This window comes from Micromonospora sp. ATA51 (assembly GCF_016802855.1).
GTDB lineage: Bacteria > Actinomycetota > Actinomycetes > Mycobacteriales > Micromonosporaceae > Micromonospora > Micromonospora sicca.
This window is the reverse complement of record NZ_JAEVHJ010000106.1, coordinates 1-20,320: the sequence shown is the minus strand read 5'-3', so window position 1 is coordinate 20,320 and position 20,320 is coordinate 1. Positions and strand designations below refer to the sequence as shown.

The 20,320-nt window shown below is 71.6% G+C and carries 16 protein-coding genes and 2 pseudogenes; 11 read left to right on the top strand and 7 right to left on the bottom strand.

Annotation, left to right across the window (positions count from 1 at the left end):
- The 3 genes from JNW87_RS18035 to JNW87_RS18025 all read left to right on the top strand — a co-directional run.
- Positions 1–643: DUF3152 domain-containing protein (locus JNW87_RS18035; protein WP_238454097.1), on the top strand; the 643-nt coding region annotated here is incomplete at its 5' end.
- Between the two features lie 99 nt (positions 644–742).
- Positions 743–1,588, top strand: a complete 846-nt coding sequence (locus JNW87_RS18030; protein WP_109800793.1) for an NAD(P)-dependent oxidoreductase — start codon at positions 743–745, stop codon at positions 1,586–1,588.
- 13 nt (positions 1,589–1,601) lie between these two features.
- A complete protein-coding gene (locus JNW87_RS18025) occupies positions 1,602–2,579 on the top strand; it encodes an aldo/keto reductase (protein ID WP_109800792.1) in 978 nt (325 codons plus the stop codon).
- 70 nt (positions 2,580–2,649) lie between these two features.
- On the opposite strand, the gene JNW87_RS18020 is transcribed toward JNW87_RS18025, so the two are convergent.
- Positions 2,650–3,060: an ATP-binding protein gene (locus JNW87_RS18020; RefSeq protein WP_109800791.1), complete on the bottom strand. Its 411-nt coding sequence runs from the start codon at positions 3,058–3,060 to the stop codon at positions 2,650–2,652.
- A 347-nt stretch (positions 3,061–3,407) separates the two neighbouring features.
- Here JNW87_RS18020 and JNW87_RS18015 point away from each other — a divergent pair, with 347 nt between their 5' ends.
- From JNW87_RS18015 to JNW87_RS18000, 4 genes and pseudogenes are all read left to right on the top strand, one after another.
- Entirely contained in the window at positions 3,408–3,917 is a 510-nt protein-coding gene (locus tag JNW87_RS18015; protein WP_238454096.1) for a hypothetical protein, read from the top strand.
- A 182-nt stretch (positions 3,918–4,099) separates the two neighbouring features.
- Positions 4,100–5,641 carry a serine/threonine-protein kinase gene (locus tag JNW87_RS18010; protein WP_109801964.1) on the top strand — a complete coding sequence of 514 codons (1,542 nt, stop codon included), beginning with the start codon at positions 4,100–4,102 and terminating at the stop codon, positions 5,639–5,641.
- A 256-nt stretch (positions 5,642–5,897) separates the two neighbouring features.
- Positions 5,898–6,932 carry a PHB depolymerase family esterase gene (locus JNW87_RS18005; RefSeq protein WP_109801960.1) on the top strand — a complete coding sequence of 345 codons (1,035 nt, stop codon included), beginning with the start codon at positions 5,898–5,900 and terminating at the stop codon, positions 6,930–6,932.
- Between the two features lie 196 nt (positions 6,933–7,128).
- Positions 7,129–7,263, top strand: a pseudogene (locus tag JNW87_RS18000) (DNA-binding response regulator); the annotation flags it as partial.
- On the opposite strand, the gene JNW87_RS17995 reads toward JNW87_RS18000, so the two are convergent.
- Positions 7,251–8,702, bottom strand: a complete 1,452-nt coding sequence (locus JNW87_RS17995; protein WP_238454095.1) for an ATP-binding protein — start codon at positions 8,700–8,702, stop codon at positions 7,251–7,253. The pseudogene JNW87_RS18000 and the gene JNW87_RS17995 sit on opposite strands and share 13 nt — an antisense overlap.
- Before the next feature lie 391 nt (positions 8,703–9,093).
- Between JNW87_RS17995 and nhaA the strand changes: the two genes are divergently transcribed.
- Positions 9,094–10,410, top strand: coding sequence for a Na+/H+ antiporter NhaA (gene nhaA / locus JNW87_RS17990; RefSeq protein ID WP_109801958.1), 1,317 nt, complete (start codon positions 9,094–9,096; stop codon positions 10,408–10,410).
- 23 nt (positions 10,411–10,433) lie between these two features.
- Here nhaA and JNW87_RS17985 read toward each other — a convergent pair whose 3' ends face one another.
- Entirely contained in the window at positions 10,434–10,652 is a 219-nt protein-coding gene (locus JNW87_RS17985) for a DUF6059 family protein (RefSeq protein WP_146231072.1), read from the bottom strand.
- A 284-nt stretch (positions 10,653–10,936) separates the two neighbouring features.
- Between JNW87_RS17985 and JNW87_RS17980 the strand changes: the two genes are divergently transcribed.
- From JNW87_RS17980 to JNW87_RS17970, 3 genes are all read left to right on the top strand, one after another.
- The gene (locus JNW87_RS17980; protein WP_109801956.1) at positions 10,937–11,923 is read left to right on the top strand and encodes a hypothetical protein; all 987 of its coding nucleotides are present in this window, start codon (positions 10,937–10,939) and stop codon (positions 11,921–11,923) included.
- A 207-nt stretch (positions 11,924–12,130) separates the two neighbouring features.
- Positions 12,131–12,772 carry a hypothetical protein gene (locus JNW87_RS17975; protein ID WP_109801955.1) on the top strand — a complete coding sequence of 214 codons (642 nt, stop codon included), beginning with the start codon at positions 12,131–12,133 and terminating at the stop codon, positions 12,770–12,772.
- Positions 12,773–13,088: 316 nt separating this feature from the next.
- Positions 13,089–16,310, top strand: coding sequence for an Ig-like domain-containing protein (locus tag JNW87_RS17970; protein ID WP_109801954.1), 3,222 nt, complete (start codon positions 13,089–13,091; stop codon positions 16,308–16,310).
- Between the two features lie 141 nt (positions 16,311–16,451).
- On the opposite strand, the gene JNW87_RS17965 is transcribed toward JNW87_RS17970, so the two are convergent.
- The 4 genes and pseudogenes from JNW87_RS17965 to JNW87_RS17950 form a co-directional block, all read right to left on the bottom strand.
- Positions 16,452–17,549: a low temperature requirement protein A gene (locus tag JNW87_RS17965; protein ID WP_238454094.1), complete on the bottom strand. Its 1,098-nt coding sequence runs from the start codon at positions 17,547–17,549 to the stop codon at positions 16,452–16,454.
- Positions 17,550–17,604: 55 nt separating this feature from the next.
- Positions 17,605–18,141 (bottom strand): annotated as a pseudogene (locus JNW87_RS39585) (PP2C family protein-serine/threonine phosphatase); the annotation flags it as partial.
- Between the two features lie 787 nt (positions 18,142–18,928).
- Positions 18,929–19,333, bottom strand: a complete 405-nt coding sequence (locus tag JNW87_RS17955) for an SDR family oxidoreductase (RefSeq protein ID WP_236647868.1) — start codon at positions 19,331–19,333, stop codon at positions 18,929–18,931.
- Between the two features lie 144 nt (positions 19,334–19,477).
- A complete protein-coding gene (locus JNW87_RS17950; protein ID WP_109801963.1) occupies positions 19,478–19,975 on the bottom strand; it encodes a hemerythrin domain-containing protein in 498 nt (165 codons plus the stop codon).
- Between the last annotated feature and the right edge of the window lie 345 nt (positions 19,976–20,320).

Below are 20,320 nucleotides of genomic sequence, written 5' to 3'. Positions count from 1 at the left end.
ACCGGCCGTGCCCGCGGCGGGCCGGGCCGCCGGGCCGCCCGAGCCGACCCTCAGCTACCCGGCCCGGGGCACGGGGAACTTCCGCACCGCCACCGCCCGTGGCGCCGTGGCGGGCCGCAGCGGCCCGCTGCTCCGCTACCGGGTCGCGGTCGAGGAGGGCATCGACGAGGTGGACGTGGAGCGCTTCGGCCGGGAGGTCGCGGTGATCCTCGCCGATCCGCGGGGCTGGACCGGCGGCGGCGAGTGGCGGCTCCAGCGGGTCGGCCCGGACGAGCCGGACGACTTCACCGTGCTGCTGGCCACCCCGGTGACCCGGGGGGAACTCTGTGCGGACCCGTCCGACCACTACACCTCCTGCCGCAACGGGGACCGGGTGGTGATCAACGTCGCCCGGTGGGCCCGCGGCGTGCCGCAGTTCGACGATCTGGGCAGCTATCGGCCGTACCTGCTCAACCACGAGGTCGGTCACCGCCTGGGCCGGGGCCACGAGCTGTGTCCCCGGGCCGGCGGGCCGGCGCCGGTGATGGAGCAGCAGACCCTCGGCCTGCACGGCTGCCTGCCGAACGCCTGGCCCCGGGTGGACGGCGCCCTGCACACCGGTCCGTCCGGCCAGTACGACGACCCGATCCCGGCGGAGGACTGACCCATCCCGCACTGCACATGACGCCCGGCGGGTGGTGAGATGGACCGCGGACACGTGGCGCGGGGCAGGGGCGTGGGGCCCCGGGAGAGGGGACGGCGGATGAGTCGGGTCGTGGTCACCGGAGGCAGCGGGAAGCTCGGCCGCGCGGTCGTGGACGAGCTGCTCGCCCACTCGTACGACGTGGTGAACCTGGACCTGGTCGCGCCTGCCGAGCCGCGCTGCCCGTTCACCCGGATCGACCTGACCGACCAGGGTCAGGTGCTGGAGGCGTTCACCGGCATCGACGAGCGCTACTCGGGGGTGGACGCGGTGGTGCACCTGGCCGCCATCCCGGGGCCGGGCGTGGCCGGGAACGCGGTGACCTTCCGCAACAACATCACCGCCAGCTACCACGTCTTCTCCGCCGCCCGGGCGGTCGGCATCACCAACGTGGTCTGGGCGTCCAGCGAGACGCTGCTCGGCCTGCCGTTCGGGACCCCGCCGCCGTACCTGCCGGTGGACGAGGAGTACCCGGCCCGGCCGGAGACGTCGTACGCGCTGGCGAAGCATCTCGAGGAGCAGATGGTCGCCCAGTTCTGCCGCTGGGAGCCCCGGCTCAAGGCGATCGGGCTGCGCTTCTCCAACGTGATGGAGCCGGCCGACTACGCCGCCTTTCCCGGGTACGACGCCGATCCGTCGCTGCGCTCGTGGAACCTGTGGGGCTACATCGACGCCCGGGACGGGGCGCAGGCGGTCCGCCGGGCGCTGGAGCACGACGCGACCGGCATGGACGTCTTCATCATCGCCAACGCCGACACCGTGATGAGCCGCCCCACCGCCGAGCTGGCCGCGGAGGTCTTCCCCGGGGTTCCGGTGCGCCGGGAGCTGACCGGTAACGAGACGCTGCTCTCCATCGACAAGGCCCGCCGGGTGCTCGGCTACGAGCCGAAGCACGGCTGGCGCTGAGGAGGCCCACCGCATGCGGTACGTGAAGTTCGGGTCCACCGGTCTGGAGGTGTCCCGGCTCTGCCTGGGCTGCATGAGCTACGGCGACCCGGCGCGTGGCGCCCACCCGTGGTCGCTGCCGGAGGACCAGAGCCGGCCGTTCATCCGGCAGGCGGTGGAGCTGGGGGTCAACTTCTTCGACACCGCCAACGTCTACTCCGACGGCACCAGCGAGGAGATCGTCGGCCGGGCGCTGAAGGACTTCGCCCGCCGCGACGAGGTGGTCATCGCGACCAAGGTGCACGGCCGGATGGGTCCGGGGCCGAACCGGGGCGGGTTGTCCCGCAAGCACATCATGAGCGAGATCGACGCCAGCCTGCGCCGGCTCGGCACCGACTACGTGGACCTCTACCAGATTCACCGGCTGGACCCGGGTACGTCCATCGAGGAGACCCTGGAGGCGCTGCACGACCTGGTCCGCGCCGGCAAGGTCCGCTACCTCGGCGCCTCCTCGATGTACGCCTGGCAGTTCGCCAAGGCGCTCTGGGCCGCGGAACGGCACGGCTGGACCCGGTTCGTCTCCATGCAGAACCACTACAACCTGCTCTACCGCGAGGAGGAGCGGGAGATGCTGCCGCTCTGCGCGGACCAGGGGATCGCGGTGATCCCGTGGAGCCCGCTGGCCCGGGGCCGGCTGACCCGGGACTGGGGGGAGCGGACCGCGCGGGCGGAGACCGACGAGTTCGGCCGGGGGCTCTACGCGCGGACCGAGGAGCCGGACCGGGCGGTGGTCGAGGCGGTCGCCCGGGTGGCGGCGGCGCGGGGCGTACCCCGGGCGCAGGTGGCGCTGGCCTGGGTGGCGCGCAATCCGACGGTGACCGCGCCGATCGTCGGCGCGACCAAGCCGCACCATCTGACCGACGCGGTGGCCGGGCTGGAGCTGGAGCTGACCGACGAGGAGGTGGCGGCGCTGGAGGGGCCGTACGTCCCGCACCCGGTGGCTGGCTTCTAGCCGGCGGTTGCCACCGTTGCCGTCGTGGCAGTCCGTACCTCGGCCCGGCAAGGGCCGACAGCGCGGCGGGTCAGCGGGGGAAGGACGCCCAGATGTTCTTGGTGTCCTCCGTCGCGTACCAGCCGACGGCCAGGGAGACCGACTGCGACAGCAGCAGCCCGCGGCCGCCCGAGTCGAGCGGATGGGTGTCGGCCAGCTCGGGCACCGTCGTCAGGTCGTGGTCGGCGACGTCGAGCATGAAGCAGTCATCGGTGGCCAGCAGCGTGACGATGGTCGGCGGGATACCGTGTCGCAGCGCGTTGCTCGCCAGCTCGGTGGCGACCAGCACGACCAGGCCGGGCACCTCGTCGAGTTCCTCCCCCTGGGCCAGGCCGTAGCGGGTCAACGCCGCGCGCAGCGACGCCCGCAGCTTGCGCAGTTCCGCGGGGGTGCCGAGGTTCCACTTCTCGAGTTCGATGGCCCGGGGCGGCGGCGACGGCAAGGCCCGCCGGTCCTGGGCGCGAGGTACGGGCGCAGGTCGGTCAGGTCTGCCGGACCGGCCAGCCAACGGGCCTGCGGGGTGTCCGCGATCGGGTCCAGCCACCCGGCACCGTGGTCGTTCCGCCAATGCTTCGCCGGGCTGTCCGCGTCCACGAGCAGGGTCGCCCCCCGGAACGGGTGCCGCAGTGCGGCGTACGCCTCTCCGCCCCCGCAACCGCCGGTCGCGGCGGCGAGCACGACGGCCAGGATGGCGGGGAGTAAGCCTTGACGCACCCGACCACCGTAGGTCGAGCCTTGGTCTGCCGGAGGAAGAGGCTCTGGTCGGCCGCTCGTGGCATGATGTCCGGCGTGTCCGCCCCCCATGACTCGCGCGGCGCCGACGTGGCCCCGCCCACGAGCGTGTTGCCGTTGGTCCGCCCGGCCGGCAGTCGCCACCGGTCCCCGGACGACGCAAGCCGGCTGATGTGGCTGGCGGTGGGGGGAGCGGCCGTCGTGCTGGTGGTCGCCACGCTCATGCTGGCCTTCGGCGGTGATGAGGACGCTGGCCCCACCACCGGTCCCACCATGGCGATCGACACGTCCGCGCCTGTCGATCCCACCGAACCCGTGATCGACGAGGTTTCGCCCACCCCCGTCAGTTCCCCTTCCCCTTCCCCTTCGTCCCCGCGGCGGGCGGCCAGCCCGGCGGAACTGGTTGCGGGATTGCGGGCCACGGTGGACGGTCTCGTGCAGCAGCGGCAGCTACGCCCAGGCGACGGCAAAGAGCTGCGGAAACGGTTGCGCGAGGCGGAGGAGCGGATTGCCGACGGTGAGCCGGACAAGCGCGGGAGAACCTGCGGGAGTTCGCCGAGGAGCTGACCGACCTGCGCCGCGAAGGCAAGGTCGGCGCCAACGGATACGACATCCTCATCGCCGGGGCGACGCAGGTCGCCCAGGCGCTGCCCGGCCGCTGACGCCCGTCACCCGACCCCGGGGGCCCCACCGTCCGGTGTTTTCCGGAACGCCGGCCGGGGCACTTTCCGACGGTGGACGTCGAGTCGATGCTGGATGGTCGTTACCGGTTGCTCGAGCGGCTGGGTGCGGGCGGCATGTCGGTGGTCTGGCGTGCCCACGACGAGGTGCTCGGCCGGGACGTGGCGGTGAAGTTGCTTTCCCCGGAGCTGGCGGCCGATCCCCAACTGCTGCACCGGATCCGGGCCGAGGCCCGCTCCGCGGCCCGGCTCCGCCACCCGAACATCGTCGAGGTGTACGACTACGGCGAGGCCACCGCCTCCGGCGGACCGCCGGTGCCGTACGTGGTCATGGAGGTCGTCGAGGGCCGCTCGCTGTCCCAGCTGCTCACCGGCGGCCCGCTGCCCTGGCGGGTGGCCGTGCTGATCTGCGCCCAGGTCGCCGCGGCACTGGCCGCCGCCCACCGGCGCGGGGTCGTGCACCGGGACGTCAAGCCCGGCAACGTGATGGTGGCCGGCGGTGGGGTCAAGCTGGTGGACTTCGGCATCTCGGCTACTTCCGGCGATCCCGAAGGGCTGCCCGAAGGGCTGCTGGGTACCCCGGCATACCTGGCCCCCGAGCGGCTGGAACAAGGTGCGGTACACCCGGCCACCGACGTGTACGCGCTGGGGTTGCTCCTCTACCGCGCCCTGGCCGGCCGGTTGCCGTGGCGGGCCTCCACCACCACCCAGATGGTCGCCGCCCATCGCTACCACGAACCGGCCGCGCTGCCGGACATCGCCGACCTGCCTCCGGAGATCGGTGAGCTGTGCCGCCGCTGCCTTGCGAAGGAACCGGTCGACCGCCCGCCGGCCGCCGAGGCGGCTTCGGTCCTCGGCGCCGTCGCCGGCCTATCCCCGGCCACGCTGCTGCTCGCTGGCACCCTCAACGACGGCGCCGGAATCATCCCGGAGCCGGCACCCACCCGTAGCTGGTCTCCGGCGCGCGGCCTGGTCGTAGCCGCCGTCCCGGCGTCGCGGCTCGTCGCGGTGCCCCTGGACCGTTGGCGGCGGCTCCCTCCGTCACGGCGGGCGGCCGTCGCTGGGGCCGCCGCCGCGGCAATGTTGGCCTCCGGGGCGGTGGCCGTCGCCCTGTCCGCCGAGGGCTCGTCCGGCGGTGATCCGACCGAGGCCCGCACCCCGACCGCCGTCGAGGGCATCGGCCAACGCCAGCCGGAGTGCAGTGTCCGGTACTCCCTCAGCGGCGCCGTCGACGGCCGGTCCTCCACTCGGGTCAGCATCACCAACACCGGCCCGGTGCCCATCGACGACGCGCGGCTGGCGTTCAGCCTCCCCGGCCACCAGCGCCTCGTCCAGGGCTCTCCGGGCAGTTGGCGGCAGAGCGGCGACACGATCCAGGCCAGCATCGGTAACCTTCCGCCCACGCGGACCGTCACCGCCACCGTGGCAGTGACCTACCGGGGGACCACCTCCCTGCCCGACCAGTTCCGCCTGAACGGAAGGTCCTGTCGCAGCGCACTCACCGTCGCCGGACAGACCAGTCGGCCCGCTCCCCGCCAGAACGGTGAAAAGAAGGACGACCGCAAGGGCAAGGAAGACAAGAATGGCGAGGAGGAGAAGGGCGACGGTTGACGTCCCGGCCGCTGGTCCACCGGGCAGGCATACGCGGTCCGCCCACCCAACTGCCAGTTCCGCACCCGGCTGCCGGACCCCCGGCAACGCGCGGACGGCGTGCCCGGCCTGCCCGGGGCGGAAACGGCGGTCGGGTGGGAGCCCCACACTCCCGCGACCGCCGAGGTGTCGGCCGTGCGGATATCTGCTGTGGTCGATATCACGTTAGCGTCCTCGCACGCCGGTCGTCCCGCCGGCGCTCGGACGGGAGAACGCCATGAAGTCACCGTGGAAAGCCGTCACCACCCTCGCCGCCGTCCTCCTCCTGGTCCTGCCCGGCGGCGTCGCCGCCCGGGCGGCGAGCACGCCGTACACCAAGCCCCCGGTCGCCGGCTCGCTCGGCACGTACCCCGTCTCCGCCGTCTACGTCGCCGGGGTCTCCTCCGGCGGGTACATGGCCACCCAGCTCCAGGTCGCCTACTCGGCGCGGATCCGCGGCGCCGCCGTCTTCGCGGCCGGGCCCTACTACTGCGCGCAGAACAACGCCTCGCAGGCGCTCTACGGCTGCGGCGACAACCGCTACCCGACGTACGTCTCCACGTTGGAGAGCTACACCCGCAGCTGGGCGTCGTACGGCTGGATCGACGGCACCGGCAACCTCGCCGGCCAGCCCGTGTACGTCTACCACGGCGGCAACGACAACACCGTGAAGAAATCCGTCACCGACGACCTGGTCCGCTACTACCAGGACTTCGGGGCCAGCGTGCGGTACGAGTCCGCCAGCGCCGCCGGGCATGCCTGGGTCACCCCGTACGGCACGGTGGGCTGCACGGCGACCGCCTCGCCGTACCTCAACGACTGCGGCACCGACCCGCAGGGCGCCTTCCTCGGCAAGCTCCTCGGCTCGGTGGCGGCGCCGAACACCGGCCCGCTCGGTGGCACGCTGATCCGGTTCAGCCAGGACGTCTTCGCGGTCAACGGCTGGGCCAACGGCCTGAGCATGGACGCCAACGGCTTCGCGTACGTCCCGAGCGCCTGTGCCGGCGGGCAGACCTGTCGGCTGCTGGTCGCCCTGCACGGCTGCGTGCAGGGCTACTCCAAGGTCGGCACCGCCTTCGTCGACCGGGCCAACCTCAACCAGTACGCCGACACCAACCGGCTGATCGTTCTCTACCCGCAGGCGACATCGTCCGGGGTGAACCCGAACGGATGCTGGGACTGGTGGGGTTACCTCGGCGGCAGCAACTACCCGATCAAGGGCGGGGCCCAGGTGGAAAGCATCATGAACATGGTCCGCCGCCTGGACGGTTGACCCGCCGTTCCGGAGGCGTGAAACCGTGGTGATCCCCGCCGTCGCAACGCTGGGCGGCATGACGACGACAACCACACCACGGCCGGCCGTCGAGGCGACCTGCCCGCGCAGGGCGTGCTCGCGAAGAACCTCAGGCTCATGGCGGACCTGCGCCACCTCGGCCGGGCGGAGGGCGGCGGGTGGTGGCCTACCTGCTGGCCCGGTTCGACCTGATGAGACCAACTACCTGCGCCAGTACATGGCCCAGCTCCGGCGCAACCTGGAGGACGACCCCGCCCGCCCCCGGCAGCTGATCACCGAGTCGGGATTGGGCTGTCGCTACCGACAGTAGCGACTCGTTGACGGCTGGTCCCTTCGTCGGGGAGGCGTTCGCCGCCCCGATGGCCGCCACCGCGGCTTCTGTCCGGTACGACGCCCGGAGCCCGGCGGCGGTCCGGTCCCGATCCGGCTGCCGGGCGGTGCGGTCCGGCCACCTGTTGAGATACCGTCGCGAGGTGATCGTCGAGGAGCACTGGTGGAATGGGGACGCGACGGCACGTGGGCGTCGCGATGTGTACATCCGCACGGATGGGCAGCGGTGGGAGGTCCAGGCGCAGATCGGCGGCGCCCTCGGACGGTCGAAGGTGCAGGAGTGCCCCAGCCGTGGCTCGGCCAGCATTCTCGCCGGCGCCTGGCGCGGGGGCGACCCGGCCTGGCGCGAACTGCGGCGCTGACCACGCCGGCGCGGGCCTGACGTCGGCTCGGGGTCGCCGCTGTCGGCGGCCCGGTCAGCCGGCCGGCCGGCCGACCGTGCGTGCCCACGTGCGGAAAGTGCAACCGTACGCTGGTGCTGCTCTCCCCGCAGTGCATGGTCACCACGTCGGCGAGTTGTCGGGCCAGCCAGAGACCTCGCCCGCCGACCCGGTCCGCGCTGCCGGGCCCGCGGAAGCCGGCCGTCGGCGGGATCGGGCGGTCGCCCGAGTCGTCGACCTGGACGATGAGCGTGTCCCCGTGGTGCCAGCACCGCAGGCGTACCGGGAGCGCGCCGTGGACCAGGCCGTTCGTGGCCACCTCGGTGACCGCGACGACGACGTCACCCGTCGCGTCCGCGTCGAACGATCTCGCCTCGGCCCAGCCGCGCAGCGCGGCGCGGAGCGGGTTGAGCTGATCGAGGGCCACCAGGCCGACGTCGAGGTCCACCATCGTCGGCACGGCGGCAAGCGGGATCTCGCTGATCCGCCGCAGGTAGTCGGCCGACCCGACGTGCCCCGAGTTGGGCAGGCAGCCGCTGTCGGTGAGTTCGTGGTTGTGCAGGGTCCGGACGCTCTCGATGAGGGGCGTGGGGTGGCGCCGACTGTCCCAGAGGCAGGTGACCGCGCAGCCGTAGTCGGCGTAGGCGTCGCCGCACGCGGACTCGTACGACAGGTGGGCGGTGGCGCGGTCAACCGGGGCGTCCCGCTCGGGGGCCGACACGTCGGCCTCGGTGATCACGTGGACGCTGCTGCCGGCGGCGTGCTGGGCGGCCAGATACCGGCGGAGCCGCTCGTACGCGAAGCCCAGCCGCAGGTGGAAGGTGGCGCTTTCGCCCCATTCGAGCCGGTCGGCCACGGTGCCCAGGGCGTCGCGGAGGACCCGTTCGACGTGCGCGCCGACCAGCAGGTGGACCCGTTCGTGCGCCGCGACCGACCGCCGCAGCGCGGGGACGAGCCGGGCGCGCAGGGCGTCTTCCGAGTCGACGATCAGGGCGGCGTGCACGAAGTCCCGCGCGACGGGCGAGGCCGGACCCGTCATGGCGACCCCTCGGCCGCCGTGCCGCGGACACCGGCGCGGGTGCCGACCCACCCCGTGCCGTCGGGAACGCCGACGAGGATCGGAGGCCCGTCCGCCATGTGACACCACGCCTTCCGGGAAGGAGGGGCAAAGCCGGGGCGGTACGGCGTCGGCGTAGCTGTCGAAGTCGGTGATGCCCGACGGGGTAGGTCCCGTGGGGCGAGCCTAGCGCGGTCCCCCGACCCCCGCTCAGCGCGACGTTGCACCGGTCCGGCCGGCCACCGGCGACTCGCCGCACGGCACGAGGGCCCTCCGGGGTTTGGCCGCGCGGCCGCCGGATACGGTAGTCAGCGGTGTGCCGGGAAGTCTGGTCGGCGATGGACGACGCGACCCCTGTCGACGAGGAGATCCCGTGACCGACGCCGCCCGGCGCCGAGCCAGCCTCTTCGCCCGCCGCTCGTGGGGCGAGACCAGTCGCATCTCCGCCATCCTCCGCAAGGAGACGGTCGGCGGAGCGCTGCTGCTCGTCGGCGCGCTGCTCGCCCTAGCCTGGTCGAATTCCCCCTGGTCGGACGGCTACCACACGCTGCGCGACCTCCGCTTCGGCCCGGCGTCGCTACACCTCGACCTCAGCGTGGCCACCTGGGCCGCCGACGGCCTGCTGGCGATCTTCTTCTTCGTCGCGGGGCTGGAACTGAAGCGCGAATTCGTCGCCGGCGACCTGCGGGACCCACGCCGGGCGGCGGTGCCGGTCGCGGCGGCGGCGGGCGGCGTGCTCGTACCGGCCGTGCTCTACGCCCTGATCGCGGGCGGTGGCGGCGCGAAGGGGTGGGCGATCCCGACCGCCACCGACATCGCCTTCGCCCTCGCCGTGCTGGCCGTGGCCGGGCGCTTCCTGCCGTCGGCGCTGCGCACCTTCCTGCTCACCCTGGCGGTCGTCGACGACCTGCTGGCGATCGTGATCATCGCCGTCTTCTACACGGCGCACCTGTCGGTCCTCCCGCTGCTCGGCGCGCTGGTCCCGCTCGCGATCTTCACCGTGCTGGTGCAGCGGCGGGTCCGCTCCTGGTGGCTGCTCCTGCCACTGGCGGTCGTGACCTGGGCGTTGGTGCACGCGTCCGGGGTGCACGCCACCGTGGCCGGCGTCCTGCTGGCCTTCACCGTCCCGGTGATCCGTAGTCAGGCCGCGGGGGGGCCGGATGCCGGCCCGGGTCTGGCCGAGCACTTCGAGCACCGGTTCCGGCCGATCTCCGCCGGCATCGCGGTGCCGGTCTTCGCCTTCGTCTCCGCCGGGGTCACCGTCGGCGGTGCCGCCGGCCTGGCCACCGCGCTGACCGACCGCGTCGCGCTCGGCATCGTCGTCGGCCTGGTCGTCGGCAAACCGGTCGGCATCATGGCCGCCACCTGGCTGGTCTCCCGCTTCACCCGCGCGGATCTGGACGAGGGCCTCAACTGGCTCGACGTGCTCGGCCTGGCCCTCCTCGGCGGCATCGGGTTCACCGTGTCGCTGCTCATCGGCGAGTTGGCGTTCGGTCTGGGCAGTGAACGCGACGGTCACGCAAAGGTCGCTGTGCTCACCGGGTCGCTGCTCGCCGCGATGGTGGCCACGATCATTCTGCGCGCCCGGGGGCGGCTCTACCGCCGGGTGTACGAGGCGGAGACCGCCGACCGCGACCGGGACGGCGTGCCGGACATCTACCAGCCGGAGTCCGACCGGCCGTCGGGCTGACGCGATCGTCCCGCTCCGACCGCTCAGTCGGCCCGGTGGTGGTGACCGAGGTCCGCCCAGAGTCGCTTCTCCACCCGCGACATCGGCACATGGGCCGCGAGCCGCTCCGGATGCCCCGATGCCGGGGCGGTGACCGTCGCGGTTGTTCCTTCCGGTTCCGGCGCCGCGGCGGGTGGCGGCAGGATCAGGCCGGTGTAGCCGGCCCCGCAGTGTTGCAGGCCCCGCCACAGTGTCCGCGACACCGCCCGGAGCCACCGCACATACCCTGCCGGCACCGACCTCACCACCCTCGCCGACTCTGCCCGCATCGCCCCGACGCCCGCCGGCGCCGGTGAGTCCATGGTCGGTGGATCGGCTCGAGAAACGCTCGACGTGGGGGCGTGTCCCCGGCCGGTAACGGCCCGACGTGCGTGTCGGAGAGTGCCTGGAGGCTCACCGGAGGCAAAATCGGAGCCTGGCGTGGGAAAGCGGAGTTCCGCTCGGAGGTCCCGTGGTGCGATGTCGCGGCCGACTCGCTCGGACGACAATGCGTGGCCTCCTCCTGCTCGGTGGAGTCCTCGGCGTATGGGGCGGGTACGACGCGATCGCCGACGACGCCGCACACGCTGCCGAACCCGCCCGACCTTGCCTGTTGCGTGACGTGCTCAACGGAGCCGGCCGGCTGCTCGGCGCTCCGCTGCCCTGCGGTCCCTACTCGCTCACCGGGCCGGCTGTCGACGAGCCAGCAGCCCGCATCGACGGCGATACCGCTGCGGCCCCACCGAGGTCGACGGGCGCGACGCGCCGGCCGGCGGGCACGGAGCCGGGGACCACGGTCGGCGGGCCCGCGGCTGAGCGGTCGGAGGTGTCGGCACCGGTACGGGCGGTGGTGGACGTATCGGCAGTTGCCGACGTGGAAAGGGTCGTCGAGGCGACCGAGCCGGTGACGCGTCCGGTCGTGGGCCTCGCGTCGCCGATTGTGCGGCAGACCGCCGGGGCGGGGCTGCTCGAACCGGTCGGCGCGGTCGTCCGCCCGGTGACCCAGCCGATCGTCGAGGTCCTGGGTCCCGTCGTCGGTCCGGTGCTCGACCTGGTCCAGCCGATCATCGGCGGACCCGCAGCGCCCCCGACTTTTCCCGGCGATCCGGTCGAGGTCACCCCGACGCCAGCCGGCCGGCCGCCGACGATCACCAGCCCCGCTGCGGTGGCCCGTCCCGCCCTGCCGATCGTCGCGATCCACCCGAAAGCCCTGCCACCCCCACCGACCTGGGAGCCAGCAGCGAGCGGCCGGCCGTCAGCGGGCACGGCCAGGGAGACCGCGCTGCGGTTGCCCGCCGAACCGACTCGCTCCGATGGCTTGACCCCTGCCAGCCCTGGCAGCACGGCCGGTAACGGCCCCGCCGGTGGCGGAACCGGGGCTGCCGACGCCTCGCTTCGCTCGTGGACGCCGGAACTCGAACCGCAGGGCTGTGCCGTGGCCCGGGGCGCCACGCTCGCGGACCGATCGCGTCAGCCGGACACCAGACCCGCCTGAGCGAAGCCGCCAGCATCGCTGCCGCCTGAATGCCCATGCACGGGCAGGGCTGGCCCTGCCCGTACCGCTGCTCGCCGACGCTCGAGTTCCGCGGAAGGTTCTGCCGCCCTCCGGGCGCCTCACGTGCCGCCTGGAGTTGGCCTACCGAGCCCGCATCGCGCTTCGGCAAACGCCGTCTGCCAACCGCCGTACCTACCAGGAGTACCTGTGAACAATTCGCTGCCGGTCGAACGTGCCCGATGGTGCGACATCGCCGACATCGCCGAGCTTGTCGCCGATTCCCTCGCCCGCGATCCCATCGGCGCGTGGCTCGTGCCCGACGAACGCTGTCGACGAGACGTGCTCACCACCGTCGCCCGGATCTGGACCGAGCACGCGCTCCTCTTCGGCGAGGCCTACCTCCTCAACGACCGCTCCGCCGCCGCCGTCTGGTTCCACCGGAACGGCCCCATCCCACCCCCGACCGGCTACGGGGAACGGCTCGCCGTCGCCTGCGGCGACCACCTCGACCGCTTCATCCAACTGAACGACGTCCTGGGCACCCATCGGCCCGCCGGTCCCCACAACCACCTGGCGTTCTTCGCGGTGACACCGAGCCCGCGGCCGATCAGTCGCGCCGCGACGCTGCTCGCCAGCAGCAACGCCTGGATGGACCGCGGCCTGCTGCCCGCATACACCGAGGCCACCACCACCGCCGACCGAGACCTCTACGTCCGGCACGGCTACGTTTCCCACGAGCCCTTCACGCTTCCCGACGGCACCACCGCCTACCCGATGTGGCGCAACCCGGGACGGCGCAGGCCCCGCTACCGCTCAGCCTCGTCGGACACCACGCCCGCCTGTCAATGAGCGCGCCGTGGACACCGGGCGCCGGTCGGGGGTGGAATCCTCGCTCGCTCGACCGGCGGCCAGTCGAATGGGTCGATCAGACCGGCGGCGGCCCGATGGGCAGCCGTGCACCGATCCGATTGGTGGAGCGGGTGTGGATCCGAAGGTGACGGGGCCCGCCGGTGGGGCCGGAATTGATGTCGAGCGGTCCGTTTCCGGCGGCCGCCGTACCACGAGGGGGCATTGACTCCTACGGTGACTCCGGCACGCCGGCGAGTGGACGCTGCCCGGGGGCCGACCCGGTAGCGCGATTCGGGCGTTACAGGGGGTTGTCTCGATGCACGTTCGGAGCCGCACCGTTGCGGGTCTGGTCGCCGGGGCTGTCGTGTTGACGGGCCTGCCGGCGGCTGCGAGCACGGTGGCGGGCAAGCTCGCCGACAATGCCGCGAGCACCACCACGCGCACCGTCCTGAAGACGGTGGGCGGCGACGCCACGCGCACCGCCGTCCGTACTGCCGCGATCGCGGCCCTACCGGTGCCGGGGCACACCGGGCTGGTGCCGAGTGCGCCGCGCACCGACACGCCGAGGATCACCAACGGCGAGATCACCGACATCGCGTTGATCGGAAACCGGGTCTTCATCGCCGGCTCGTTCACGTCGATCGCGAACGTCGGCGCGACGCCGATCGCCCAGCGGTCGCTGGCTTCGTACAACATCGACACGGGGAAGATCGATACGGGCTTCCGGCCGACGTTCGACGGCTCCGTCGAGGCCGTCGAAGCCGCACCGGACGGCTCGTCGCTGTATGTCGCCGGATCGTTCAACACGGTCGGTGGGGTCGCGAAGCGCAAGATCGTACGGCTGAACCCGGTCACCGGTGCTCCGATCGCGGCGTTCACCGCAACCGCGGACGCACGCGCGACCGCTCTGGCCGTGAGCAAGACCGCGGTGTACGTCGGCGGCCAGTTCACGAAGGTGAACGGCGTGAGTCGCAGCGGCCTGGTCGCGCTCAACCCGACCACCGGCGCGGTGGACAGCGGATTCAACCTGCCCCTGTCCGGCGGCATCGGCGTCGGCGGCCTGCTCACCGTGCAGCAGCTCAAGCTGACGCACGACGACAGCAAGCTGCTGGTCGTCCACACTGGTCGGCAGATCGCCGGCCAGGACCGCTACGGCGTCGGTCTCATCAACACCGCCACCAAGGCCCTGCTGCCGTGGCGCACCCGCCTGTGGGAGGACAACCTCTCCTTCGTCGGCGGCATCCAACGGGTCTTCGCCGGTGACATCGCGCCGAACGACTCCTACTTCGTCGTCACCAGCGGCTCGGGCGGCGACCGCCCGCCGATCAACGACACCGCGATCGCGTTCCCGGTGACCGGCAACGACAACGTCCAGCCGATCTGGGTGTCCCGGCACTTCGACAGCGTCTACTCGGTCGCCATCACCGAAACGGCCGTGTACGTCGGCGGCCACTTCAGTTGGCAGGAATCGCCGACCTCCAACGTCCCCTGGCCTGGGCTGGACAACGTCGGCTACGGCACCGGGCAGGGCCTGAGCGGTTACGGTCTCGGCGACCAGGTGGTCCGCCGTGACCACCTCGGCGCGCTCGACCCGAAGACCGGCACGGCGCTCGAATGGAACCCGGGCTCCAACTCGTACGAGGGCGAGAAGGCCATGTTGGCCACCCCGCGAGGTCTGTTCGTCGGTGGCGACGGCAACATCAAGGGTGCCAAGACGGTCGGGCGGGTCGGATTCTTCGACCTCAGCCGGGCGCCGGCGGCCTCGTCGGTCGACACGACGATCGCCACGCCCATCGAGGGAGCGGTCAAGCCCGCCAACGCGGCATTCGTGATCGACGGCAAGGCGACCGCTCCGGCCGGTGTCACCCGAGTCCAGGTGGAGATCCAGAACCGGAATTCGAAGCAGTACCTGCAGGACGACCGCGTGACGTGGGGCGCCGCCAACAGCATCAACGCCGCAGTCGCAGCGCTGAACACTCCCTCGACCTCGTGGTCCCTCTCCGTGTCGCTGCCCAGCGGCGAATACCAGCTCCAGGCGAAGACGTTCGCCCGCGACGGCGCGAGCGACGCCACGAAGGCCGTCAAGAAGATCGAGACCTTCCGGTTCGACGACCTGCCACCGTCGACGAGGATCACCTCGCCGACCGGCGGCCTGCTCACCACCAAGACCTTCATCGCCACCGGCACCGCCAGTGACGACAAGGGCGTCAGCGCGCTGACGTACTCGTTCCGCACCCCGAACAACCAGTACCTGCAGGACGACGGGAGCGTCGCCCCGGTCTACAACACGTTCCGCGGCGAGCCGGACGTCATCGGCGCGCTGTCGGCCACCTGGCAGGTCGAGGTGACCCTCCCCGTCGAGGGCGACTGGAAGATGACCGCCACCGCCATCGACACCGCCGGTCAGAGCGACCTGCGCGGCGACACCCGGGACTGGATCATCTCGGCGACCGGTGTCCCGCCGACGGTGGCCATCAGCAACCCCGTGCCGATGACACCGCCCACCGCTGCCGCACCGATCACCGTCGCCCCCGGCGGTTCGATCACCTTCTCCGGGACCGCCGGCGACGACGACACCCTGAAGTCGGTCGAGATCTACCTGCGCAACAACACCACGCGCGAGGCGCTGGCCGCCGACGGCACGTGGGGCGCCGACTCGATCGCGGCCTACTACCGGATCTCGCCGACGAACCTCAACGCCGCGTCGTACAACTGGTCCTACACCACCGCGCCGCTCACGCCCGGCGTGTACGACTTCCGGGTACGGGCCACCGACAACCTGGGCCTGACCACGGCGAGCGCCAACATGGGCCGGCTCAGCGTCACCGCCCAGGTACCCGGTGACGCCTTCCCGAACGGTCTGTTGAGCTTCACCGGTGTCGACCAGAACGTCGAGCAGCTGCACCTCGACCTGGCCGGCACGGCGACCGACGACAAGGGCGTGCAGGGCGTGCGGGTGGCGCTGCGCGACCTGGACACCGGCCGGTACGTGCAGCCGAACGGCACCATGGCGGCCAGCTTCGCCACCGTGAACGCCGCCCTCGCCTCGCCCGGGGCGACCAGCACCACGTTCGGCCTGCCGATCGACCTGCCGACCAAGGGTGAGTACAGCGTCGAGGCGTGGGCCGTCGACACGGCGGGCCAGCAGGATGGTTCGACCTCCGGCGCCACCGCTCGATACCTCGTGTACCCGGGCGACCTCGATCCCCGGCTGGAACCGAGCCTGACCCCGCAGGACGCCCAGGTCTACACCGACTCGAGGATCGTGGTCACCGGACGTGCCGTGGACGACGTCGGGATGGCCCGGGTGGAGGTCCAGATCCTCAACAGCGCCGGTCAGGGGATGAACTCCGCCGGTGTGTTCGGCGGCTCACCCTGGATCTCGGCCTTCCTCACCAGTCAGGGTTCCCCGGGGTCCAACTTCGCGTACACGTCGCCGGTGGTCCCGGCAGGTGCCTACACCGTCTCGATCAGAGCGGTGGACAACTACGGGCAACTGCAACAGCCGCCGAAGACCATCCCGGTGACCGTCAACTGAGCTGATCGGCCGCGGACCGTCCGCGTGGGGGAAGCACTCCGGCCCCGATGCGGACCGGTCTGCGGGCACTCCTGGGTACCTGTGGATATCCGTCGGCGGGGGCCGCCATCGTCCATGGCGGAACGGCCAGGTGGCTTCCAGCTACATGGCGGGCGCTGGTGGCTCGGGTGGGTTCCCGTGGGCACGGATGCCATCCGCGACGGCAACCCCGCCCAGGACGAGCGCGGCGGTGACGCCGGCCACCAGGGAGGGTGCGAGCACCAGGGCGGGTGCCGCGACTGCCAGCACGAGCAGTGCGACCAGCCGAGACGGCGACACCCGGCTGAACACCTCGTATTCGAACCGGGCTCGTCCGGCCATGAACAACGCAGGTCCACCGAGAATGACACCGGCCAGCCAGGGCGTGGTGCGCTCGGTGGGATGGGCGATGACGTTTTCGAAACCGGCGGCGGCGGCGACCACGCCGGCCACCATGAGCAGGTGAGTGTTGGGCGCGGACCTCACGAATCCGCCCGGATCCCGGGAGGACTGGATGGCGGCTTGTAGCAGGGCCCCTGCGCGGTGGACGTAGATCTGCCACAGCAGCACGGTGGCCGCGAACGAGACGAGGAGCGCCGCTGTGCGCTCGGCCGTCACCTCGGCGTCGGCGTAGGTCAGGGTGGTGACGAGGATGAGATCACCGAGGGCGAGAGTGAAGAACTGCCGGTAGCGCTCCGCCAGGTGGTCGGCTGCCACCTTGTACTGAAACGTAGGTACCCGACCGAGCTGGGGCGTGGGGTAGCGGAGCCAGGCTGACCCGTAATCAATGGCGAGCGCAGCGGCCCACAGCAGGTTCCGCGCCATGCCTGCCATGAGGCCGCCGGCGAGCCACGGTACGGCGGACACGACGAACCAGAAGATGAACCGGCTGGCGTGTAGCCGCGCCGTGCGGCCGTGAAGCGTGAAGGCGAGAAAGAAACCACGTCCCACGTGGATCGCCACGTAAGCGCCAGCGAAGACCAGGGCGTGGTCGGAGAAGGCTCCGGGCAGCGAGCCAGCCATCAGGATGGTCCCGAGCATGACCCAGAGCGTCATGGCGAAGATGGGCGGCCGCTGCGCGTGGTAAAGGTCGGTTGCCAGCGCGGTGACGGACCACACCCACCAGACCGCCATCAGTAGCACCACGGTCTGGAGAACGCCGACCCAGTCGAGCCTCTGCGCCAAGCTTCGTGAAGTTAGCGCGAGTGCGGCGACGAACACCAGATCGAGAAACAGCTCCAGCAGGGTTGCCCGCTGGGTCGTCAGCCAGGGCCCGGACGGTGAAGTCGACCAACCGCTCTGTGCCGAACCGCTCCCCGTCGGCCGACCGGGCCTCGATGATGCCGTCGGTATAGAAGAGCAGGTCGTCGCCGGGTTCGAGGGCTTCCTCGGCCACCACGGGTGGCCGCCTGTCGCCGAGGGTGACCGGCAGGGCGGTGGGAGTGGGCAGGACGGTGGCGACCTTGCCTCGGCGGATCACCAGCCCACTCGGGTGCCCGGCGGCAATGACCCGCAGCCGGCCGGTCCGCTGGTCTAGCTCGGCCAGCACGCCGGTGATCAGGCCACGCCGGTCATGGTCCCGTACGGCGGTGTCGATGTGATGGTACGTCGCGATCAGGTCGAAACCGTCCCGGCGGGCGTTGCGATACGCGGCCAGAGCCAGGCTGGCGAGCATCACCGCGCGCATACCGCCGCCGGAGCCGTGCCCGACTGCGTCGAACAGAGCGAGATGGGCGATGTCGCCGTTGACCGCGTAGTCGAAGGCGTCACCACCCACGTCGTAGCAGGGCTCCAGGATCCCGCTGATGATCATGTGCCCGGTGGAGAAGGTCAGCGGTGGAAGTTGGGCGCGCAGCATCTCGGCGGCCAGGCGCATCGGCGCCCGCCGGCGGATCCGCTCGATCGTGTCGCTGTACTGCGACCGGCTGATCACCAGCTCGGCGAGCAGGGACGCGTCCGCCTCGAACGCGGCCACCGAGGAGTCGGGCACGGGGGCGGCGGTGACCACCTCCGCGACGCCCATGCGTTCCAGGCCGTTGAGCAGCGGCAGCCACAGCCGGGCCCCGCCGGCGTCCGTGGCCCCGCCGAAGGGGCACAGCATGCTGAATGCCCGGCCGGCCAGGGTCCCCTCGATGGCCAGCGACTCACGCGGTGGTGCGCCCGGGCCTGGCATGGGAAGCAGCTGACGCTGCTCGTGGTCGACCAGGTAGAGGACCATGTCGTCGGCGCCGAGCTGCTGAGCGGCCTGCCGTGCCATCCCGGGTAGGTCCTCGGGCCGGGCGCGGTGCGACTGCCGCAGCAGACCATGCAGCGCGTCTCGCTCGCTCATACCACCGACCTCGCTGCCCCGCCCAAGTGTGGGCGCCAGCCGGTCAGGGTACGCCGGTCCGCCGCTCATCCCGCACCGATGCTCCCAGCGGCGGCCGCGAACGTCCACCAGGCAATGGAAGCCTGCCTGACCTGTGCAATCCCGCCTCAGGGTGGCGGCGGTGATCTCCCGCCCGGCGGTGCCGGCCGTCGCCTCGTTGCCGAGGACAGGCCTGCCGGCACCGCGGTCCCGGCGTCCGATGCCGCCGTGGGTGCTCCGGACGCCGCGTCGGTCAGACCTGCTTCGCGCCACCGTCGACGAAGATCTCGCCGCCGGTCATGAAGCTGCTCTGGTCGGAGGCCAGGAACAGGGCGGCGTTGGCGATCTCCTCGGGCTGGCCCATCCGGCCCAGCGGCACGGTGGAGGCGAGCATCTGCAGCAGCCCGGCGGCCTCGTCCGGGCTGGCAGCCAGGCCGGTGACACCGGGGGTCTCGGTCGGGCCCGGAATGAGGGTGTTGACCCTGATCCCGCGGCCGGTCAACTCGGCGGCCCAGGTACGGCCGAACGAGCGGATGGCGGCCTTGGAAGCGGCGTAGACCCCGAAGGCGGGGGTGCCGCTGGTGGCGGCGGTCGAGCCGGACAGGATGACCGACGCGCCGTCGTTGAGCACCGGCAGGGCCTTCTGGAAGCCATCCACCGCTCTAGACCAACCGCTGGAAGGCTCGTCAGGGCTGCCGACATGTGCACCGCAGGCATGCCGCGGCCCGCTCGCCGTGACGAGCTGACGCAGGCTGCCTCAGGAACAACGACCACGCCGGCGCTGGCCCCTTACCCTGGCGGGTCACGCCCGCACGGCGTCCATCGCCTTCTTCAGCGCGCGCGGCGCCGTCGGCTTCCGGGGCGCCTTCTTCTTCAGTTCCGCCAGCCGGGCACCGAGGTCCTGCAGCTGTTCAGGCGCAACACCCGCGCGGACCTTCGGGAACCACTCCTGTTCCTCTTCCTGGATGTGATGGGTGACGGCCTCGATAAGGACCATTGTCTTCGCCTCGAAATGCTCATCACTTGGGCTCATCATGGCCAGTTCAAAGCCCAGCACGTCCGCGACGTGGTGCTCTTCGTAGGACTCCAGTACCGCTTCATCGAGGTCCGGCAGCAGCCTGCGGGTCTCCGGGTACATACACTCGTTCTCGATGTAGGTGTGCATGGTCAGTGCTTCGAGGATCTGGCTTACCAGCTGACCCTTTCTGTTGGCATCCGACCCCGCGTCTTGGAACTCCTTGAACAGCCCGCGAATCTTGCGGTGGTCCTCAATGAGCAGATCGATAGCATCAGTGGACATGGTGTTCCCTCCTATGTAGGTGGGACGCCGCCCCACCACTGCTCGGCCCGATGCTCGCTTCAGGCCAGGTCATCCGCGACGGCCGGCTCGTAGGCCGGCCCCAGCAACCACAGCATGCGGCTACAGGACCGGGGATTTCCCGGGTAACGGTGAGACGCGGGCGTGGCGAGGCAGTGCCCGACGCTGGCCGCCTGGGCACCCTTGACTCCTGCTGATCATCAATCGAAGTGACGGGAGCTGGAGCCTGAGTTGGCTGATTTCACTCCAAAGGGCGTGCTCAGTTCACCCCGGAGCCCGAGCTCCTTCGCCGGTTTCGTCTGACGGGGGACGCCGCAGGCTCAGCCT